General features: G+C 36.3%; 21 protein-coding genes. 16 read left to right on the forward strand and 5 right to left on the reverse strand.

Features of this window, described 5'->3' with window-relative positions:
• Window positions 1–78: 78 nt before the first annotated feature.
• The 4 genes from RGT18_RS03445 to RGT18_RS03460 all read left to right on the forward strand — a co-directional run bounded on the left by RGT18_RS03445 (window position 79) and on the right by RGT18_RS03460 (window position 3,047).
• On the forward strand, window positions 79–1,557 hold the full coding sequence (locus RGT18_RS03445; RefSeq protein WP_211220311.1) for a WD40/YVTN/BNR-like repeat-containing protein: 1,479 nt from the start codon (window positions 79–81) through the stop codon (window positions 1,555–1,557).
• A gap of 35 nt (window positions 1,558–1,592) precedes the next feature.
• Window positions 1,593–1,811 carry a hypothetical protein gene (locus RGT18_RS03450; RefSeq protein WP_028078394.1) on the forward strand — a complete coding sequence of 73 codons (219 nt, stop codon included), beginning with the start codon at window positions 1,593–1,595 and terminating at the stop codon, window positions 1,809–1,811.
• A 249-nt stretch (window positions 1,812–2,060) separates the two neighbouring features.
• Window positions 2,061–2,720, forward strand: coding sequence for a hypothetical protein (locus RGT18_RS03455; RefSeq protein WP_028078393.1), 660 nt, complete (start codon window positions 2,061–2,063; stop codon window positions 2,718–2,720).
• 162 nt (window positions 2,721–2,882) lie between these two features.
• Window positions 2,883–3,047: a transposon-encoded TnpW family protein gene (locus RGT18_RS03460; RefSeq protein ID WP_028078392.1), complete on the forward strand. Its 165-nt coding sequence runs from the start codon at window positions 2,883–2,885 to the stop codon at window positions 3,045–3,047.
• A 265-nt stretch (window positions 3,048–3,312) separates the two neighbouring features.
• Here the strand turns inward: RGT18_RS03460 and RGT18_RS03465 are convergent, their stop codons facing one another.
• From RGT18_RS03465 to RGT18_RS03480, 4 genes are all read right to left on the reverse strand, one after another.
• Window positions 3,313–3,516 (reverse strand): helix-turn-helix domain-containing protein, encoded by a 204-nt coding sequence (locus tag RGT18_RS03465; RefSeq protein ID WP_028078391.1) that lies wholly within the window; start codon window positions 3,514–3,516, stop codon window positions 3,313–3,315.
• A gap of 229 nt (window positions 3,517–3,745) precedes the next feature.
• Window positions 3,746–5,032: an AAA family ATPase gene (locus RGT18_RS03470; protein WP_211220310.1), complete on the reverse strand. Its 1,287-nt coding sequence runs from the start codon at window positions 5,030–5,032 to the stop codon at window positions 3,746–3,748.
• Entirely contained in the window at window positions 5,025–5,510 is a 486-nt protein-coding gene (locus RGT18_RS03475) for an ABC-three component system middle component 2 (RefSeq protein WP_211220309.1), read from the reverse strand. Before RGT18_RS03475 ends, RGT18_RS03470 begins: the two co-directional genes overlap by 8 nt.
• Window positions 5,483–6,415: an ABC-three component system protein gene (locus tag RGT18_RS03480; protein ID WP_028078389.1), complete on the reverse strand. Its 933-nt coding sequence runs from the start codon at window positions 6,413–6,415 to the stop codon at window positions 5,483–5,485. The genes RGT18_RS03475 and RGT18_RS03480 overlap by 28 nt, the downstream gene beginning before the upstream one ends.
• Window positions 6,416–6,588: 173 nt before the next feature.
• Here RGT18_RS03480 and RGT18_RS03485 point away from each other — a divergent pair, with 173 nt between their 5' ends.
• The 12 genes from RGT18_RS03485 to RGT18_RS03540 all read left to right on the forward strand — a co-directional run bounded on the left by RGT18_RS03485 (window position 6,589) and on the right by RGT18_RS03540 (window position 14,503).
• Complete coding sequence (locus tag RGT18_RS03485) at window positions 6,589–6,921, forward strand: hypothetical protein (RefSeq protein WP_028078388.1); 333 nt, start codon at window positions 6,589–6,591, stop codon at window positions 6,919–6,921.
• Window positions 6,922–7,132: 211 nt separating this feature from the next.
• Entirely contained in the window at window positions 7,133–7,468 is a 336-nt protein-coding gene (locus tag RGT18_RS03490) for a hypothetical protein (RefSeq protein ID WP_028078387.1), read from the forward strand.
• Entirely contained in the window at window positions 7,440–8,045 is a 606-nt protein-coding gene (locus tag RGT18_RS03495; RefSeq protein ID WP_211220308.1) for an EFR1 family ferrodoxin, read from the forward strand. Before RGT18_RS03490 ends, RGT18_RS03495 begins: the two co-directional genes overlap by 29 nt.
• 7 nt (window positions 8,046–8,052) lie before the next feature.
• A complete protein-coding gene (locus RGT18_RS03500) occupies window positions 8,053–8,331 on the forward strand; it encodes a hypothetical protein (RefSeq protein ID WP_338175213.1) in 279 nt (92 codons plus the stop codon).
• A gap of 457 nt (window positions 8,332–8,788) precedes the next feature.
• Window positions 8,789–9,118, forward strand: coding sequence for a hypothetical protein (locus RGT18_RS03505; RefSeq protein ID WP_028078386.1), 330 nt, complete (start codon window positions 8,789–8,791; stop codon window positions 9,116–9,118).
• A 175-nt stretch (window positions 9,119–9,293) separates the two neighbouring features.
• Complete coding sequence (locus tag RGT18_RS03510) at window positions 9,294–10,052, forward strand: CPBP family glutamic-type intramembrane protease (protein ID WP_028078385.1); 759 nt, start codon at window positions 9,294–9,296, stop codon at window positions 10,050–10,052.
• A 190-nt stretch (window positions 10,053–10,242) separates the two neighbouring features.
• The gene (locus tag RGT18_RS03515; RefSeq protein ID WP_051241017.1) at window positions 10,243–10,587 is read left to right on the forward strand and encodes a MarR family transcriptional regulator; all 345 of its coding nucleotides are present in this window, start codon (window positions 10,243–10,245) and stop codon (window positions 10,585–10,587) included.
• 158 nt (window positions 10,588–10,745) lie between these two features.
• Window positions 10,746–11,762: an IS1/IS1595 family N-terminal zinc-binding domain-containing protein gene (locus RGT18_RS03520; protein WP_028078936.1), complete on the forward strand. Its 1,017-nt coding sequence runs from the start codon at window positions 10,746–10,748 to the stop codon at window positions 11,760–11,762.
• Between the two features lie 42 nt (window positions 11,763–11,804).
• On the forward strand, window positions 11,805–12,026 hold the full coding sequence (locus RGT18_RS03525; RefSeq protein ID WP_028078887.1) for a Sec-independent protein translocase subunit TatA/TatB: 222 nt from the start codon (window positions 11,805–11,807) through the stop codon (window positions 12,024–12,026).
• On the forward strand, window positions 11,993–13,126 hold the full coding sequence (locus tag RGT18_RS03530; protein ID WP_081659590.1) for a S41 family peptidase: 1,134 nt from the start codon (window positions 11,993–11,995) through the stop codon (window positions 13,124–13,126). The genes RGT18_RS03525 and RGT18_RS03530 overlap by 34 nt, the downstream gene beginning before the upstream one ends.
• 82 nt (window positions 13,127–13,208) lie before the next feature.
• A complete protein-coding gene (locus RGT18_RS03535) occupies window positions 13,209–13,697 on the forward strand; it encodes a methyltransferase family protein (RefSeq protein WP_028078889.1) in 489 nt (162 codons plus the stop codon).
• Window positions 13,694–14,503, forward strand: a complete 810-nt coding sequence (locus RGT18_RS03540) for a class I SAM-dependent methyltransferase (RefSeq protein ID WP_028078890.1) — start codon at window positions 13,694–13,696, stop codon at window positions 14,501–14,503. The genes RGT18_RS03535 and RGT18_RS03540 overlap by 4 nt, the downstream gene beginning before the upstream one ends.
• 163 nt (window positions 14,504–14,666) lie before the next feature.
• Here RGT18_RS03540 and RGT18_RS03545 read toward each other — a convergent pair whose 3' ends face one another.
• The gene (locus tag RGT18_RS03545) at window positions 14,667–15,683 is read right to left on the reverse strand and encodes an IS1/IS1595 family N-terminal zinc-binding domain-containing protein (RefSeq protein WP_028078936.1); all 1,017 of its coding nucleotides are present in this window, start codon (window positions 15,681–15,683) and stop codon (window positions 14,667–14,669) included.
• Window positions 15,684–15,867: the final 184 nt, after the last annotated feature.

Raw genomic sequence — 15,867 nt, forward strand, 5'->3', positions numbered from 1 at the left:
CTTTATTAGGGGACTTTCAAGCACCGTAGGAAGCTGATATAGAAAAAATGATATAATGCATATGAATGGGGGCCTGATGTGAAGAAGAAACTAAAACCGTTAGTTGATCATATAATCTTAGTTTTATATTCAATTTGTATGTATATTTTATGGAAACTTTGTAAGTTAGGAGGAACACATTATTGGCTTAGAATGATGTTGCCTTTTGTGATTTTACTGATTATCTTACTGTTAGTCAGATTAATATTAAAACATAGAGGGTATCGAGCAAGTTATTTTAAATTCCGTTTTGTTTTATTTGTTGCGATAAGTCTAGTGTTTGGAGGAATGATAGTACATACAGCAATCCCTTATAATGGAGCTTTATCTTGGAAAATTGATGATTTTTTAAATCATAAAAAGATAAATTTCACTCATAATAATATTTATAAAAATGGTATTAATGGAGTGATAGACGATGTAGGAGAAAAAATTTCTTTGCCAGAAAAACTTTATGTATCCGATGATTTCTGTATTGAATTCACAGAAGACGGAACAATTACAAATGTAGAAACAATGCTATATGGAGAAAACGACAAGGGACAGTTGAAAGGCTTTTTGCTTTCTTATGATTATAAAAAAGAGAATAGAATCAATGTATGGCTTAATGAAGGTGAAGGTCTTAGTATTAATCCGGATAAGTTGTTAAATCCTTTTTTTGCAATTCTTAAGCAATCCTCTTATAAAGAACAAGTTCATAGTTGGAATTTGGTAAAACAGGATCAAACATACGCCTTTTTATATTCAGGAAAGCAAACGGTTAATTCAGAAGATGGACTCTTTATACTAGATGGAGATGCAGATGGTGATGGAAAATATAATTCAGGATTATCGACTTCTAAATTAGCAAGCGGAGGAGAATTTAATGGGTATAAGGCGTCTCTTTATATAAAAAATCACAAAGACATACCTTCTGTTAGTTATCTTATGGAGCCGCAATATATATCATCGAAAATGCTTGAAAATAGGCATAACAGCAAAATGCTTAAAGATGCAAAGAGTTCAAAAAGCTGGATTACAGATGAAAATAATGGTACGGTATACACCTTTACTCTTGATAATAAAAAAGTAGGATATAGGCTTAAAGTTGTGGATGCTGCGGCTGGTTCAAGGTTCTATGCATTAGAAAAAACAATAGATGGTGGGAATAATTGGAAAATGATTAATGAGAATCCTTTTATGGATAACGCAGGTGTAGCAGAAGGAATAATATTCTTTTCAAATGATTTTGGTTTTATTGGAATTCAGGGGGCATCTGGAGAATACTCTCAAATATATAACACAAAAGATGGAGGACTTACTTTTAGCGAGGTTAATTTACCTATGGATAAGGTGACCGATATACCAAAAGAGGGAAAAGAAATTGGACTAAAATTGGATGATTATAAGTATCTTTCTATGCCTGAAAGTAAGGGGAATAAATTATATATTACTGTTACAGTAGGAGAATATGAATCCAATGGGATTCAATTTTATTCTGAAGATGATGGAGAAAATTGGAATATTTTAACGAAATAAAAAATTTGAACTTGAGAATGATTTAGGTAGAATAAATGAAAAAATTTCTTTTTATTACTATGCTAGTTTGTTTTGTTGTAATAGACGGCTATACTGCTTTATTAGTTTTAGGTGATTTGATAATACCTACAACTACAATAGAAGTTACCAATCAAAGCGAGGATATTGTTGCAAAGGTAAAAGAGCAATTTAACATTAATTATGAGATAAAGGAAATTGAATATAGCCGGGTTTTCCAGATGGATATGAATTAGAAATATATGATTCTGTAGGAGCTAAAGAACATTTTTTTGAAGATGATGGATTTGAAAATAGTGAAATAGATGCTTACTTTCAGAAATTAAATATAGACACACCTAAATATTTGAAAGTTTTAATAATAGAAATCATTCTTGAATATCTTCTAATTATAGCAATAATTAGAAGATATAAAATCAAGCAAATAAATCACAAGAAGATAAATAGATATTAATGCTTATTTGTGAAGAAAGAGGTTTATAATTATGCCTTTAATCAGAAAGATAACAGTAATAATTATGATATTGTTAATTGTGGGATCTATTACATCTTGTAAATCTGAAAATTTTGAAGTTGAGCCACTTAATGTAAAAATAATTGATGATACTAATCCTGCCTTTAATTTCTCGGTTGCAAAATATGTTGAGCAATATAACAAGTATTATGAGAAAGATTATGGAGAAAAATATTTAATTCCAACTCCAGCTAAAGAGGCTGATTCATATGGGTTCAAGGAGGATGAGAAGCTTTTTTCTCTCCCTGAATTAGGAATATCATCAAAAGGTAGTGGCAATGAGGTAAGGCAGGTTACGATTACATTTGACTGGCACAGTTATTCTGATACATTATATAAAAAACATGAAAAGATGTCTTTTTACGCACTTAAAGTAGTATTGCCAGATATGAAAGATGACGAAATTAAAGAAATTTACTCTAAAGCTATGGATATCGGATATAATAATCCTAGAGATAAATGGTACGACCAAAATGAAGCACCATATGCGTTGTTTTATAGAGGAAATGTTGGGATATATACATATTTCTCGTTGGGTGAAAGTCAGTTTTTTTGTATTATACCGGTAACAAAAAATACACTTGAGGAGTATTCAAATAAAGATGTTAAGTTATTTGAAGTTAAAAAGTAAATGATTACAAGCGTTAAAATATTGTGATGGAATTCTACTAAAATATAAGAATAGCTAAATCTAAATTTGTTAAACTAACAATATAATAAAAATTAAAACAGGAACAGTAAATCAAGAAGGTTTACTGTTTTTTCTTTGCCCAAAAGATGGAAAGGAGGACTTATGGAAGAAGAAAAAAGAGGAACAAAAGCACCGCCTAATAAACGGTTAATTATGGATATTGGAAAGACAAAATACACTGTAAACTTGCATTTTAAGCAAGGAACAGGCGAAACATACAAAGATAAAATACTAAAGTTAATTAAGAGAGAAACAGAAAAGATATAAATTTATCAAAGAATTTTTATTTATGTCCTTGACAAATCTTCCCAAATGGGGCAGACATCCATGAAATAATCGTGATTTGTCGCAAAGAAGACTGCCCACCCGATATGAAACTGAGCGGCCTTCATGGATATCTTGGTAGCTTTGCATACCAGGACATGATGTATTATTACTGGGATATTTATGAATGGATTGCGAATACATTGCACTGAACGGATGAGGTGTTCATATCGAGTGTAACAATATTCAGCACGATATTACCTCCTCGTTAGTCTTTTACCGTTTCCATGATGTCCTCCAGTGTGCAGTCCATAGCTACACAGATTTTTAGAAGCACATCTGTGGTGATATTTGCTCCTTTGCTCAGTTTGGCAATGGAGGCCGAACTGACACCGCTTCTTTCGGCGAGATCACGCTTGTTCATGTTTTTATCTATCAGCATTTTCCATAATTTATTGTAGCTAATACGCATATCTTCCTCCTGCTTTGCGTGATAATAATAAGGAAATTACAAATCCTCTGGGTTATAAACATCGTTCAAAAAACCATAGCGCCCTTCGGTTTTGTTTCGTGAAAATCTAATCACATGGATACCGGCTTCAGCATTCTCGTCAGGAACAAACGGCATACGTTTTGTCTGTTCTACGATAATGACCTGGCGCTCATGAGCGTTGGCAATAAGATACTCAATGAAATTTTGCTTAATCGTATCGCTTTGTTCCTTGTGCTCTGCCTCGGATAATTGGGTCAGCGAGGAGTCTACCGCATAAAAACCGGGAGCATTCCTCTTCAAATCCAGATAACCTGGGCTGTAGTTGCTCGGAAATCATAGCATCAATATCATTTTTCTTTTCTTCCAGTGTGCGAATTGTAGTAATAATGGCTTCTTGCTGATGTTCTAAGCTTTGCTGTGCATCACTCAGTTCTGACAGATTACGTTTGATTTTTTCAAGTTCCGCTGCAGATGCGTTAATAAATGAGGTGTTCTGTACGCGTTCGGTTTCTTCTCCACAGATAGGGCATTTGACTTTTTTGCGAATTGCTGAAACAGTTGATGCGCCGTCAACAATAAAACCAATACGTCTTATGTCAGATTGGTATTGCTGCCTAAGAACGGCAAAATTATGTCCGACTGTCCTGGATTCAGAAAGTTTACCGTTCCACTCATAAATCTGTGTCATTAATTGCTGACTTTCTCGGGCAGCAGTATCCACTTGTACTTGTAATTTTGCGATTTCTTTTTTTATCTGCTCAACACTTGAACGAGGGTTTGTAATATTGGATGAAGAGAGTGTTTCCTCCAACGTTTCACGCTTTCTTGTCAACTCATCGACCTTTTCCTGAATATAGCCAATGAGGGCTTTCTTCTTTGCTTCGCTTATTTTTGGATCTTCATCTGCGATGAGATTGTTTGCATCCTGTCCTGTTAGAAGATATAACAAGACAGCAGCGGATGCCGTATGTCCAACACTCCCGGGTGCCAGCAATGCGGAACTTTCCCTTGCAACATCTGCTTGCCGGATAAAAAAGAGGTGAAGCATACTTCGCCATGTCAAGTCCTGTGTCTTTGATCCCTGTTCAGCTGAACGAACAGAATGAACCCCATCAATTCCAAGTAGATGAAGATACACGGCGTTGATATTCTTTTTTGCTTTATGACCTACGCTATAAGTACCATGATCAACTGTTGGATCGGTACCGCTGACAGTAATTTTTGTATCCCCTATTGTACGTTCGAGAATGACTGTTCCGTTTGCTGTTACCAAATGGAGTGCAATACGTTCATAACCATAGTTGTTATCTACGATTTTTGAAGGATGATTCTTTCTGGGAGTAAAGCCAAATGCATAATCCAAACAGTCCATCACAAGGCTCTTTCCGGTATTAGATGGTCCAAGAATAAAATTCAAACCCGGTTTAAAGTCAATTACTGTTGTTTTGTGTCCACCGCCGGACACGGTGAGTTTATCAATATAGAACCTATTCATGTCCGACCTCCTTTAATGATTGAATAGTAAGCTTGTTGATTTCCTTCAACATGTTAGGCGCATCTGTTTTATCAAAACTATCGACCACGGATTGAACTACGAGAATGTATTCCTTGGCATAGCCACTTGTAAGTTTAGAGCATAGCGTTTTACCGGAATCCAAAAGTGAATACCTGTATCCACTCGAAGTGGGATATAGCCGAACATACTTATCCAAAACGAGATTTTTCAATGCTGAAGAAACCATCTGCTTTCTTGCAGGAAATTCGCTATATCTGTAGTTGCTATAACCGTGAAGGTTCTCATCGAGCAATCCAAAATCCGCAGCATAAACAGCTATAAAATCAATCTCTCCTATTTGTTGTTCGTCTAATTTTGCAGGCGAGAGTTCATTCAACATCAGAAGGATACGGAGAGATATTTCAAAGGCAGAGCCGATGGCTGATTCATTCATTGCTTCTTTCTTCTCCTTGTCCATGTCAGTTTTCCGTCATTAACGAGGTGGTGACACACACCTTTTTTGATTCTTCCGCTTATCCAATAGGGTGATGCACTTAGTATGTAGTTTGTGACTGGAGCGATAACTGCTTGTTCCATAACGGCAAGCAGTCGTTCATATCCATTGGGGTGTGTTCGCCTTGCAGTGTCTTTTATACCGTTATAAGTTTCATCTTTTAATACATCAAATTGTCCTGTCAGGCTGTTTCCCTTTAACTCCAATACACCGCGCCGAATTGTTTCCGCAGCATAGAAATCAATGCGGCGGTCTTCAAAGTCGTCAGAGTAATCAGGAAACGATGAGAGTTCATCTGTCGAGAATGAATCCATTCCCTCGGCATCACCGTATGCCAGACATAGTTCTTCAATATATTTTTGCTCATACTGGGTCGCTACCTTCGGCACCGGCACATTTGTCGGGCGAGGTAGCGATTTTATTTTTCTCTGGATGTCATCAATAAGCTTTAAATCAAGATCAGTTTCCTGTGTAGCTTGGGTTATAGGAGTGGAGTTGATGATATCCAGGACTATGCTCTCAAGTATATCAGCACAGGCGGTAGAAGGATCATCGTTTGAGATGCTAATGCTATCCAGCCATGCCACAACATTGTCATAGGAGTCGGACTCATCCATTCTTTCCCATATCCAATTCGAGAATTTGCTTTTGTCACGATGGTCGTAGAGGAACTGCGCGTCCCTTGGCTGAATCGTGCGGTCACCTTTTATGTAGCGGTATTTTGTGTCAGGCTTTCGCTTCATGAGTTTACAGGAGTCCATAGCGGCATCTTGTACGAAGTTGCCGATAAGTTCTGTGAAATATTCGTGTTCAGATTTGCCGAACGAAATGAACGGCGAAAGGCCTGAAGCATATTCAGAAAACGTCATGCCCTATTTCCTCCTGTTTCAAGATTTACCTCTGTCCGTGAGTGTCCGAGTGCGTCCGTCAAGTCCGATTTTCAAAGATACGATTTTACTAAACTGGTATATGTAAGGCGGGCGAAAAGCTGTACCTCGATCCGTCTCTGGAGTCCTTTGCCCAGGAAGAGCAGCGCGAAGCGATGGAGCAGGATGACCGAGAAGGTATCGTGCGTGAGTATCTGGATATGCTCCTGCCCGACGCCTGGGACGATATGGATATGTACCGCCGCCGGGATTATTTCCGCGATCCCACCGATCCCACAAGGCCGGAAGGCGTGAGGAAGCGCATGGAGGTATCCAACCTTGAGATCTGGTGCGAGTGTTTCGGCAATCCGAAGGAGGATATCAAACCATCCGACAGATATGCCATCGCCGCCATCATGAAACGGCTGAAGGACTGGGAGAAAACGGACATCAGAAAGCGCATCCCGGCCTACGGTCAGCAGCGGGTCTATATCAGAAAGAAGGAGTGACAAGCCATACCCGGTTGTCACACCAATGGCAGATCGTCACGCGAGGAAACATAAGGCTTTGACGGTTTATGACGGACAAGACAGAAAAATCTATATTAAATTAAATCTTTATTCATTAAGTATAGCGTACCCGTAACACGTGTATTTCGCGCGTATAGGGATTTTTGGCACTTGTCCGTCATCTCGTCACAAACAGATTGGAGGAATCATCATGGTAAGCAAAAAAGAAAGAACAATGGAAAGATACATGAAAGCGGGTGCCGAGATGCGTCTGTTCAAGAACCTGGGGGCAAAAATGATCACCGATATCAGCTGTGTGCTGTCGGCGGCTGACCAAGACAAACTGATGAGGGCGATGGATAAGGTGAGCGAGGTCTGCTCCCGTGCGGAGGACAATATGTTCCGCGACCATCCGCAGCTCTCCAATGAGTACACTGATGTGTTCTATGGGAACGTGGAGAGTGAACCGAGAAATGATGTGGACAGAAAGATCATCGGGATGGCAAGGGAGGCAGCGGATGGACTCTTTACGGGAAAAAGACATTGAGAAGAAATTTGTGGCGGCGGTCAGGAAGGCCGACAGTCTTGCACCGAAGTTTACAAGTCCGGGATGGGATGGTGTGCCTGACCGCATCGTCCTCCTCCCTGCCGGACGCATCGCTTTTGTGGAACTTAAAGCGCCCGGGAAAGTGATGCGGCCTCTGCAGGTGAGAAGGAAAAAGCAGCTGGAGAGCCTGGGCTTTCGGGTCTTCTGCGTGGACAGGCCGGAGCAGATCGGAGGTGTGGTTATAATGTTAATATATTTTTCTGCGACAGGAAATACAAAACATGTGGTAGACGAAATAAAACATGAAAATGAACAGATAGTTTCGATTGAAGAAGCGTATAAGAACAATTTGTATAAATATGATTTACAGGATGATAGAATTGGTATTCTTAGTCCGACATATGATTGGGGACTACCAAGCATTGTATATGAATTTCTAGAAAAACTAGAAATTCATTATACACATAGACCATATACTTTTTATGTAGGGACTTTTGGAACTACGACTGGGCGCTGCCTCTTCGATTATGGCTGGACTTTTAAAGAGAACTGGATTAAATTTAGATGCAAAATTTGATATTCGTATGCCAGATACATGGACAGTGATTTTTGATTTATCAAATTCTAATCGTGTAAATAAAATGATTACTAATGCAGAAAAAGAAATTGAGATTCTAAAGAAACAACTAGAGAGAAAAATACTGGGGAAATATATGGACTTCACTGCTCCTGGATTTATTGGCAAGATTTCAAAGTCTATCTATGATAATAAAGTTAGAAAGACTGCAAATTTATCTGTTTCAGATGCTTGTATTGGATGTACATTATGTGCAAAAAATGCCCGGCAACGGCTATTGAAATGAGAGAGAATAAACCAGTTTGGGTCAAAGAGGAATGTACAATGTGTCTAGGCTGTTTACATCGATGTCCAAAACATGCCATTTTTTATGGGAGTGGTAAAGCGACAAATGTACACGGACAATATATTTATCATAAACCACGAAACTAAGTTATTTTCAAATCGGCGCAACTTATATGATATTGAAACGTTATTAATTGATATGGTAGATGTCTGCTGGTGTATCTCAAGGAAATATCGAATGTAATGATGGTGTTTGTTATCGTGGAGAATTGGCTTTATACAAAGGTGATTATTGCTTTAAGGTTTTAGAAAGTAGTGTAGATTTACTGGACTTCCAGCAATATTTGGATGAATCATAGAACTAAATAATAAAAAGTGTTATGCACATTACCTTTCAGGAGGTGTATAACATTTTTTGATGACCTAATATATAATGATGACAAGGAGATGAGATAGGTATGAGTAATCTATTATTCTTGATAATAATGGTTCCTTCTAGTCTTTTGTTCACTGGTATTGGAATTTATGCTTGGAGGAGAAAGAAGCCTATGTGGTTTTGGGCAGGTGATACTGTATCTGAGGATGAGATTACGGATGTTCGTGCATATAATCGGGCAAATGGAGTGATGTGGCTCTGCTTTTCATTGCCACTTTGGATAGGAACATATGTGGGTGTGTGTCATAGTATGATTCTGGCTGGTAATATTTTTCTTGTAGATGCTACAGTCGGATTAGTACTTATGATGATAACTTATACATTTATTCGTAAAAAATATAAAAAGATATAGTATTGATATTTACTGAATGGTAGCAAAAATATGCATGCATGTATACTTTTTCCAATCAGTGGCTAAGATGTTTTTGAATCTGCAAAATATATTAGATATCAATATGGTTACGGTGTAGTTCAGTGCTATAATGCATATAGTGAAAGTTTAAAATAAATCAAACAAGAGGTATCCTATGGATAAGAGTATTTCTAATAATAAAAAGGCGTTCCTATATTCTATAATCACTGTTGTATGCACATTTATTCTAGGTGGAATTATCTTTGTGATAGCACCAGAGAAATCTAATCCGCCAGCTAGTATTCTCTTTATACTATTAAATCTCATTCCGATGATTATGGCATTTATATTCACGTATCAATCAAAAGAAGTTCGTGGATTATGGCAGTTTTTGGAGAAGGTATTCTGTGGAGAAGATCGTTCTATAGTTTGGTTGTTTGTTTTACTTGTGCCAGTTGTTTATTATGGTATTTCTGTTGTATTAGGGAATGTAAAATTTACAGGTATGGCATTAGGCGCTGTGATAGCTTACTTTCCATGGACATTGTTTCAAGGTGGACTGGAAGAAGTGGGTTGGAGATGGTATCTACAAGAACATCTTCAGTGTAAGAATTTCATTCTTAAAATGTTTGTAATATCTGTCGTTTGGTTTGTATGGCATCTACCAATTTATAGGTTGCCATGGATTACAGCAGGGTCTACAAATTACCTACTGTTTTATCTGATGATACTTGGAAATACATTTATGCTTGGCGCAATCAAGGAATTCTCCAAGGGAGCGATACCATGCGTACTTGCACATATGTTGATTGATAGTCTAGCGATACTCATGTTAGTGAAGAGTACGCTTGTACCACTTATCATTCTCGTGGCGATTGAAGTAATAATATCGCTAGTTGCTGTGTATTTCTTGAAAGATAAAAGCATGAAATAATCTTATGAATGTAGAAGCTCATTAAGTGGGCTTCTTTTCATTTGTGTAATTTGTAACTATTGACGATATACATAGCACGCTATATAATTTTCTCATGACAAGAAAAATAGATTGTGGTGAATATATTCACTGGATAAGCGATATATTAGAAAAGCGGACAGAAATGTTATTGGCCAAGGGAGGTTTAACGTTGTCACAGATGATGGTCATTGAATCTTTCCGCCATAGTAAAGATGGGTATCAAACAGTACAAGATATTCAGAATGCACTACATGTTGCACAACCTACAGCTAGTGGACTTGTAAAACGAATGGAGAAAAAAGGTCTTTTAAAACGTGTGGATTCAAAAGATAAACGCGAAAAGGTAATTTCTCTTACAGAAGAAGGACATGCGGCAATCACCAATGCTAGAAAAGGAATGGTATCAGCAGAATCTATCTTGCTAGCCAGTTTGAGTGAAAAAGAAAGCAAACAGTTCCATTCTCTATTAAATAAAGTTTGGAATTCATTGGATGATTTAAAAAAGAATAGGTAATTTTTATGAAAAACCTTATTTTGCAGAAGTGTGCTAATCCGCATATAATCTATATGTTATCTTTAGATAACATATGAATGATTACTTAAGCGGGTAACAGTGTCATCTAGTTTGGCGACTTCTGCACTGTTATCCACTTAAGTAACAGAGGTCGCCAAATGAAAAATAATAAATATCATTCTCATTCTAGGAGAAAAACACCTTGGGATGAGGAAGAAGAAGTTAGTGATGTAGCTTCTTTTGTTCGTGATGAATATAGAAGTCATTATTTCTATCATCACCGTCCTTTAAGTGAAACAGGAGATAGTAAACTGCTAAACAAGTTCATTCCTCAATCGTGCCCGTATTGCCATGGTAAGAAGTATAAGAGAAATGGTCATACCACATATGGTCTACAGAAATATAAATGCATTGACTGCAAGAGAAATTTTACGATTACAACAGGCACTATATTTCAAGACCATAAGCTTTCAATATCCGAATGGATTGAATACTTATTAAACCTATTTGGATATAGTTCGATCAATCTGAATTCCAGGATAAATAAGAACTCAGAAACCACTTCTAAATATTGGCTTGCAAAAATCTTCATGTTATTGAGTGATTATCAAAAGGATATCATTTTAAGTGACTGTGTCATGATAGATGAAACATATTATAGTGTCATCAAGAGTGATATCATCACAAAAGATAAGAAGAAACTAAGAGGTCTTTCAAAAAATAAATATTGTATTGGGATTGGGTGTGATGACCAATGTCTGTATTGCAAATTAGAAGGAAAGGCCAAGACATCGGATACCAAAACGGTACAGGCATTTAAGGAACATATCAGACCATATTCACATTTGATTCATGACGATGAAAAATCACATCATGTCCTTGTGCAGGCATTACATCTTAAAAGTGAATCATATAAATCGACATATCTATCTGAACTTAACGATAAAGATAATCCCTTAGATAAGATCAATCATTATTGTGATTTATTAAAGAAGTTTCTAAATGCCCATTCAGGATTCAACAGAGAAGAATTACAGGGATATCTGAATCTCTTCTCCTTTATGATGAATCCACCACATAACAAGCTAGAGAAGGTTGAGATTCTATTAAAGTTTGCGCTAAATTACCGCAAAACAATGACTTTTAGAGGCTACTATATGAAGAATCCCTATTAAAATGGGGATTTGGTAGCACACTTCTGCAAAATAAGGTTTTTTATGAAAATAGGAACACTAGAAATCGTAGTGATTGTAATTGTTGCGTTATTTGTTATCGGACCGGATAATCTATCATCCTATGCCAAGAAGTTTGGTGAAGTATTAAAGAGCTTACGAGCTACGACAGCAGACTTAAGTAAAGATGTTCAAGAGAATATTGTGGAACCTCTAAACGAAGCCCAAAGGCCATGCTTGCACAGGCTCACTACAATCATAAGATGACGCCAATCATGCTGTTACAAGCAGTCTCACAATACTTATCAAATCTACGTGATCGTAATTTGAAATTTACGATGGATCCTGATGAAAACTATCAACCATTCTCAAGAGGTTTCTATGTACGTAGATGTGATGAAGGATTATTTGTTGATGAAGTGACCAGTGAGACCAGACTTCAAGTTGGGGACAAAGTCCTAACCATCAACGGACAGACACCAGAAAGAATTGCAAGTACACTACCAAATCCACTTCTAGCATCCGATATACCAGAGCGTGAACAGTGGACGGGATATTTGAAACTCGCAAATCATATGATTGTTGAACACGCAGATGGAACGCAAGAAGATATTGTATTTCAAAAATATCCACTTGATCTTCCAAAAGAGCCACAGTTTGAAAAAAGAGAGAATACAGTTATTTTAAAATTCTCAAAGTTTGAATTCTGTGAAGATACGGAGAAGTTCTTACAAGCACATCAAAAAGACATCGAACAATGTAAACGATTGATCATTGATTTACGTAAGAATATCGGTGGAAGTGAAGAAGGTTATCTACCATTGCTTGGATATATTGTAAAAAATGATGGATTTTTAAAGAATATCTATGGTAATCGTACAATTTGGACAAATTACTCTGAAACGAATTGCCAGCGTTCAATTGATAATCTACAACCATATCTTGAAAGTGAAGATGCAGCGGTTAAAGAATATGTACAATCTGCAATCACCTACTATGAACAGATGAAATCAGCAGGATGGATTAAAGGTGAACAAGAGTTATTTGCGGATGCGGAAACATGCATTACAAAAGTTGGTCCTGAAGATGTAGTCATTCTGATTGATACTTGGTGCGAAAATGAAGCAGAACAGTTCGTGCGTATCGCTAAGGAACAAGGACGTGCAAAATTAATTGGTATACCTACAATGGGTGATATTGATTATTTAAATCCAGTTAAAGTACGCTATGAAAACTATGAGTTTACATATCCAATCTCTAAGACAGATGCGGCTAAAAATGGAAGTGGTGTAAATGATAAAGGAATTGAGCCTAATCAATATATTCCATTTACAAGTTCAGAATTAATGGAAGATACATTTTTATAATAATTGTACGATAATCACAATAGTGCTAAAATTCTAGTTAGATAAAACTAACTTGAATTTTAATTATTGAAAGGTGGAAAATATGAAAAAGAATCATCTTCCAATTCTTGGGGTTGGACCAATGTATGTCATTATCATTGTTGGTATGACGATTATTAGTATCATTCTTTCTGCTACAAACATCATACCAATTATCACAATCAAAAATCTAAGATGGATATTGATTCTACTTGGTGTTTTGTGCGTAGTCACTGGAATCACACTATGGTTAAAGGCGGTTATATTTGATAGATTAGACGCGCATATCATCAAGAATGAGTTAGTTACTACAGGTGCGTATGCATATGTTAGAAATCCAGTCTATAGTGCATTTATGCTTGTTTGTACAGGTATCTTATTTGGGTATGGAAATATCGTGTTATTGATATTACCATTTTTCTACTGGGCTTTTATGACAGTGCTTATGAAGTTGACGGAAGAGAAATGGCTAGAAGATCTATATGGACAAGAATATATCAGCTACTGCAAGAGCGTAAATCGCTGTATTCCATGGAAAGGGAAAAAGTTATGAATAGTACAGACTGTTTTCAAGGAGTCGAAGATACATTGTATATTCCTTTGTATGCGAGAATTTATGCATCGAAAAATTTCTCAAATTATTTCTATGATGTAAAAGCACTATCGCTGGAAAAGGATTTGCCCCTACTGTCTAATATGCGGGATACACCAGAGTATTTCAATATGGCTAGTGTTTGTAGACAGCAAACAATTGATAAAAAGATTGTTAGATTTCTAGAGGATAACCATGCATGTAATGTTGTGTTTCTAGGTGCTGGTTTAGAAACAGCATACTTCCGCATCGGAAATAAAGTTGCGAACTTTTATGAAGTAGATTTAGAACATGTAATCGCAGTTAGGGAAAGATTTCTCGGTCATGGTGAAAATGAGATACTCATTGGTTGTGATATGTTTTCGCTAGAGTGGATAAAGAATATGGATACACATCTACACACATTGATTGTTTTAGCAGGCGTATTTCAATATTTTACAAAAGATAGAATCACTCATTTTATCCATCAAATTCAAAGTAGAATTCCAAAATGTGAGATGGTATTTGATGCGACGAATACTACTGGATTAAAGTATGCGAATAAATTTGTTAAAAGCACTGGTAATGTGAATGCACAGATGTATTTTGCGATAGATGATCCGTATGAATTCGCAAAAGAAACTAATACAAAACTAATTGGCGTAAGTGGTTTCTTTGCGGATTCACTGAAGCAATGCAAAGGCCTAAAATTCATATCTAAGCTTATGATGTTTGTCGCGGATAAATTAAAACGAACCATGGTAATTCACTTACGTTTAAATCAATAAATGCTCAATAAATATCTAAAAAAGTATTTCACTGCTGTTGAAATGCTTTTTATAATATTAATCATTTAGGTATAATGATTATAATAAAGTCAAATGAGGTTATATTATGAGTATAATAATAAATAAACCTTATTTTGCAGAAGTGTGCTACCAAATCCCCATTTTAATAGGGATTCTTCATATAGTAGCCTCTAAAAGTCATTGTTTTGCGGTAATTTAGCGCAAACTTTAATAGAATCTCAACCTTCTCTAGCTTGTTATGTGGTGGATTCATCATAAAGGAGAAGAGATTCAGATATCCCTGTAATTCTTCTCTGTTGAATCCTGAATGGGCATTTAGAAACTTCTTTAATAAATCACAATAATGATTGATCTTATCTAAGGGATTATCTTTATCGTTAAGTTCAGATAGATATGTCGATTTATATGATTCACTTTTAAGATGTAATGCCTGCACAAGGACATGATGTGATTTTTCATCGTCATGAATCAAATGTGAATATGGTCTGATATGTTCCTTAAATGCCTGTACCGTTTTGGTATCCGATGTCTTGGCCTTTCCTTCTAATTTGCAATACAGACATTGGTCATCACACCCAATCCCAATACAATATTTATTTTTTGAAAGACCTCTTAGTTTCTTCTTATCTTTTGTGATGATATCACTCTTGATGACACTATAATATGTTTCATCTATCATGACACAGTCACTTAAAATGATATCCTTTTGATAATCACTCAATAACATGAAGATTTTTGCAAGCCAATATTTAGAAGTGGTTTCTGAGTTCTTATTTATCCTGGAATTCAGATTGATCGAACTATATCCAAATAGGTTTAATAAGTATTCAATCCATTCGGATATTGAAAGCTTATGGTCTTGAAATATAGTGCCTGTTGTAATCGTAAAATTTCTCTTGCAGTCAATGCATTTATATTTCTGTAGACCATATGTGGTATGACCATTTCTCTTATACTTCTTACCATGGCAATACGGGCACGATTGAGGAATGAACTTGTTTAGCAGTTTACTATCTCCTGTTTCACTTAAAGGACGGTGATGATAGAAATAATGACTTCTATATTCATCACGAACAAAAGAAGCTACATCACTAACTTCTTCTTCCTCATCCCAAGGTGTTTTTCTCCTAGAATGAGAATGATATTTATTATTTTTCATTTGGCGACCTCTGTTACTTAAGTGGATAACAGTGCAGAAGTCGCCAAACTAGATGACACTGTTACCCGCTTAAGTAATCATTCATATGTTATCTAAAGATAACATATAGATTATATGCGGATTAGCACACTTCTGCAAAATAAGGTTTTAATAAATATTTATCTAACAGTAAACAAAAATGGCC

It is taken from the genome of Solobacterium moorei, from assembly GCF_036323475.1.
Taxonomy (GTDB): domain Bacteria; phylum Bacillota_I; class Bacilli_A; order Erysipelotrichales; family Erysipelotrichaceae; genus Bulleidia; species Bulleidia moorei.

Excerpts from the sequence above, each read along its gene's own strand:
- RGT18_RS03535 (WP_028078889.1), top strand. The coding sequence starts at position 13,209 with ATGAAAAAGAATCATCTTCCAATTCTTGGGGTTGGACCAATGTATGTC.
- RGT18_RS03465 (WP_028078391.1), bottom strand. The coding sequence starts at position 3,516 with ATGCGTATTAGCTACAATAAATTATGGAAAATGCTGATAGATAAAAAC.
- RGT18_RS03530 (WP_081659590.1), top strand. The coding sequence starts at position 11,993 with ATGCTTGCACAGGCTCACTACAATCATAAGATGACGCCAATCATGCTG.
- RGT18_RS03500 (WP_338175213.1), top strand. The coding sequence starts at position 8,053 with ATGCCAGATACATGGACAGTGATTTTTGATTTATCAAATTCTAATCGT.
- RGT18_RS03525 (WP_028078887.1), top strand. The coding sequence starts at position 11,805 with ATGAAAATAGGAACACTAGAAATCGTAGTGATTGTAATTGTTGCGTTA.
- RGT18_RS03485 (WP_028078388.1), top strand. The coding sequence starts at position 6,589 with ATGGAGCAGGATGACCGAGAAGGTATCGTGCGTGAGTATCTGGATATG.
- RGT18_RS03450 (WP_028078394.1), top strand. The coding sequence starts at position 1,593 with ATGAAAAAATTTCTTTTTATTACTATGCTAGTTTGTTTTGTTGTAATA.
- RGT18_RS03455 (WP_028078393.1), top strand. The coding sequence starts at position 2,061 with ATGCCTTTAATCAGAAAGATAACAGTAATAATTATGATATTGTTAATT.
- RGT18_RS03490 (WP_028078387.1), top strand. The coding sequence starts at position 7,133 with ATGGTAAGCAAAAAAGAAAGAACAATGGAAAGATACATGAAAGCGGGT.
- RGT18_RS03495 (WP_211220308.1), top strand. The coding sequence starts at position 7,440 with ATGGACTCTTTACGGGAAAAAGACATTGAGAAGAAATTTGTGGCGGCG.
- RGT18_RS03470 (WP_211220310.1), bottom strand. The coding sequence starts at position 5,032 with ATGAATAGGTTCTATATTGATAAACTCACCGTGTCCGGCGGTGGACAC.
- RGT18_RS03480 (WP_028078389.1), bottom strand. The coding sequence starts at position 6,415 with ATGACGTTTTCTGAATATGCTTCAGGCCTTTCGCCGTTCATTTCGTTC.
- RGT18_RS03545 (WP_028078936.1), bottom strand. The coding sequence starts at position 15,683 with ATGAAAAATAATAAATATCATTCTCATTCTAGGAGAAAAACACCTTGG.
- RGT18_RS03510 (WP_028078385.1), top strand. The coding sequence starts at position 9,294 with ATGGATAAGAGTATTTCTAATAATAAAAAGGCGTTCCTATATTCTATA.
- RGT18_RS03540 (WP_028078890.1), top strand. The coding sequence starts at position 13,694 with ATGAATAGTACAGACTGTTTTCAAGGAGTCGAAGATACATTGTATATT.
- RGT18_RS03520 (WP_028078936.1), top strand. The coding sequence starts at position 10,746 with ATGAAAAATAATAAATATCATTCTCATTCTAGGAGAAAAACACCTTGG.
- RGT18_RS03505 (WP_028078386.1), top strand. The coding sequence starts at position 8,789 with ATGAGTAATCTATTATTCTTGATAATAATGGTTCCTTCTAGTCTTTTG.
- RGT18_RS03460 (WP_028078392.1), top strand. The coding sequence starts at position 2,883 with ATGGAAGAAGAAAAAAGAGGAACAAAAGCACCGCCTAATAAACGGTTA.
- RGT18_RS03475 (WP_211220309.1), bottom strand. The coding sequence starts at position 5,510 with ATGGACAAGGAGAAGAAAGAAGCAATGAATGAATCAGCCATCGGCTCT.